We start from the raw sequence: 2,877 nt of genomic DNA, 5'->3' as shown, positions 1-2,877 counted from the left end.
TTGGGTTCATCCAACCGAACAACCGGAGCTGTTAAAAAAAATTCCCTTAAAAATGGTGCAAACGGGGTCCAGGGTAATTTTCAAGGTTCCCTTAACTAAAATTAGCAAAAGCCGTATCCATGGTTGCCCCAAAAATAAATCTAGCGGTAAAGCAGTCAGGCAGAGCGGTGGTGCTGTCTGCTTAACTGCATCCGTTTTTCAATTGGCAGGAACTTTTTAAGTCCTGTAACAGCATGGGGGGAGAGAAGATCATCGTTCCGATGCGAACAGGGTGGCGGAACCTCCAGTTGGAGAAGAAGGGGAGAAGAAGGGGTGATCAGGATTGAACTGGCCATTCCCCGGTGGTCCATTAGCCGAGGAGAGTAGTCCTGTGTACCGTCCCGCACGCCTTCCAGACCCTGGGAGCAGAACTGTTAAGCCTGGCTGGTCTGGAGTCGATCTGAATCTATTTGTCACCCCAGCAAACCCTCATGGTTTTAACGCACTTCCCCTCTGTTTTTAGGTCGAACCGGAGATTAAGGCAGGGCCATGGTCTTAATTGAACTCGGCCGAGGGGTGATGGTCCCTGTCTACAGCTATCAGCACACTCACTTTATCACAGTGATGAGCAATGTGATCGAAATCCTGGAGAGGGAGAGGGAGAGGGGGCACCAGCTAACTACCAACCATTTTATACTGGTTAGCGGCAAGTAATTCTAGGTAGTTTGGCATGTGGGACCCAACCTGGCCAAGGTGGCGGGCCTCTCCCCATGTTCCTGGCAAGGAGAGGGAGTTTGAGGCTGCGTGGACCTAGCCCATGGAGCCCAGGGTAATCACTTCAATGCAGCCGTATCTGGCGAGTTTACCCAGTGTAACCAGGAGGATAAACCAGGGAAAACTGGTTTTGAAGATGCCGCCGATGAGACAGAGGGGGTCGCCGATGATGGGTAGCCAGGAAAAGAGCAGGGACCAGGTCCCGTAACGCCGATACTGTCTTGTTGCCCGGTCCCTGGCGTCGGGACCGATCCGGAGGATCCTGACGCTGAGGTAGACCCCGCCAAAGCGACCAAGGGCATAGGTGGTACAGGCACCAAGGGTATTGCCCAGGGTAGCGGTGGCTAACAGCAACCAGGGGTTAAAAGTCTCCAGCAGCAGTGCCACCAGCAACCACTCGGAGCCGAGGGGAAGAACGGTTGCCGCCAAAAAGCTCAGTATAAAGAGGGAGAGGTAGCCGTGGCTGAAGAGCAGTTCCGTCATGGTCCAAGGGCTGGGATTCTGGTAGGGGGGGGAGCCGGGGTAGAGCAGCCGGCTCTGGTTCAAGGTATCCGGCTCCTACCCCAGCTGCACTGGAAAGTCAAGCGGTGAGCAGAAGGCGGCTGAGCTGTTCGCTTGCCTGGGCAACCGCCCACAGCCAACCATAGCCTGAACCAGGCAAAAAGGTTTCAGCTCCTTTAAAAAATGATTTTTGGCTTGTTCACGGGGTGGCGACAGGGTATATCTGATCTACTCGTAGAGAGGAGTGAGCGCCTCGGAGCCCGCTGTTCCCATCGGCCGGTGGGCGGTTCCCGGTCTCGATCGATACCTCCATCAAAGACCAGCCTGATGTCCAGCTCAAGCCTCTCTCCCGAAACTCCATACTTCTTGTTCAGGCCTGTGGTTGACTCTGCTCCTGGACAGGGTATGCCGTAGCAATATCGTACACCCTACTGTACGCATCTGTGACTCTTTCCAACACGTGACCCATGACAGAAGAAGCAAAAGTTTCCCTGACCATCCTTATCCCGGCCGGCCGTCTTCCCTTGGAGATCATGAACACCGCCCAGCAGCTGGCTGGCCAACATGATCTGGAGGTCTATCTCTCCACTGCCCAGAATCTGCGCTTGAACAATATCCCAGAAGGTGTGCTCGAAGAGGTCAAGTCGACTCTGGCAGCCGTGGGATCTGAATTCAAGGCCCCTGGAAAATTTCTTTTACCCAGGGTCTGTGTGGGTAAGGATCACTGCAAGTTTGGCCTGGTCGATACCAGGGCCGTGAGCGATACCATTCTCAAGCGCTTTGCAGATCGTGCCCACACCAAGGGCAAGGTCAAGCTCGCCGTCGCTGCCTGCCCACTCTGCTGTTCCAGCCCCAAGACCACGGACATCGGAATCATTGCCACGGCCAAGGGCTTCGAGCTCTATGCCGGCGGCAAGGGAGGACCCTTTCCCAAGATTGGCCAGCGGATAGCCAAGGAGGCCGATGAGGAGCAGATCCTGGAGATGATTGCGACCCTGGTCGAGTTCCATGATCAAAAGACCGAAAGCAAACAGCGACTGGTGAAGTTGCTGGATGACCCGGAGTTTCCCTTTGCCGAGGTCTAGTGAGCTGTTCAGCTTTGCCTGAGGCGTCGGCTTGAATCGGGCCGGAGATGGGTTTTCCCCTCTCCGGCCCTTACTGTTTGCCCCCTCTTTCATGGGCTGAGCGCGGCATATCTGGAGGCAGTGCTTAAGCCTACCTTGAATAATGGCTTTTTCTTCCAATCTCTGCGTTATACTCTAAAAATTATCCTCGGAATATCGATTATATGCCTGTGGTAATTTTTCTCGCATGCCTTGATCTTGATCGAAAAATCTCATTATTCAAGACACCCTTAAGCCCTTGATGGGATGCTCGCCTCCTGGGAATCTCACCTTCAGGTAGGGCCTCTTTCCCTCCTTTATTCTCCTGCTGTCCTGATCTTTCTTCACTGAGCTGTCGAGCCCCATTTTTGCTGCAATTACCAGGTTTTCGTCGGCCGGCCTGGCTTCGGTGAACCCTCTGCTCCGTAAGCGCCTCTTAAACCCCATCTTTTCTTAACGAGACCAGCATGTCATAATCGCGCATCCAATTCATCTTGCGGAGGCGACCATGACGAGTAAG

At 54.0% G+C, this 2,877-nt stretch carries 4 protein-coding genes; 2 read left to right on the top strand and 2 right to left on the bottom strand.

The window, feature by feature from the left end; all coding sequences use genetic code 11:
* A partial coding sequence (locus G494_RS27455; RefSeq protein ID WP_208597691.1) for a hypothetical protein occupies window positions 1-220 on the top strand: 220 nt, incomplete at its 5' end.
* Between the two features lie 569 nt (window positions 221-789).
* Here the strand turns inward: G494_RS27455 and G494_RS0114595 are convergent.
* A complete protein-coding gene (locus G494_RS0114595; protein ID WP_232362567.1) occupies window positions 790-1,299 on the bottom strand; it encodes a YqaA family protein in 510 nt (169 codons plus the stop codon).
* 422 nt (window positions 1,300-1,721) lie between these two features.
* Here G494_RS0114595 and G494_RS0114590 point away from each other — a divergent pair, with 422 nt between their 5' ends.
* Window positions 1,722-2,339: a nitrite/sulfite reductase domain-containing protein gene (locus G494_RS0114590; protein WP_028585114.1), complete on the top strand. Its 618-nt coding sequence runs from the start codon at window positions 1,722-1,724 to the stop codon at window positions 2,337-2,339.
* Between the two features lie 258 nt (window positions 2,340-2,597).
* Here the strand turns inward: G494_RS0114590 and G494_RS0114585 are convergent, their stop codons facing one another.
* The gene (locus G494_RS0114585; RefSeq protein ID WP_028585113.1) at window positions 2,598-2,804 is read right to left on the bottom strand and encodes a hypothetical protein; all 207 of its coding nucleotides are present in this window, start codon (window positions 2,802-2,804) and stop codon (window positions 2,598-2,600) included.
* Window positions 2,805-2,877: the final 73 nt, after the last annotated feature.

It is taken from the genome of Desulfogranum mediterraneum DSM 13871 (genome assembly GCF_000429965.1).
Classification (GTDB): Bacteria; Desulfobacterota; Desulfobulbia; order Desulfobulbales; family Desulfobulbaceae; genus Desulfogranum; species Desulfogranum mediterraneum.
Note: the sequence above shows the minus strand (reverse complement) of the source record. Positions and strands in the feature narration are given on the sequence as shown.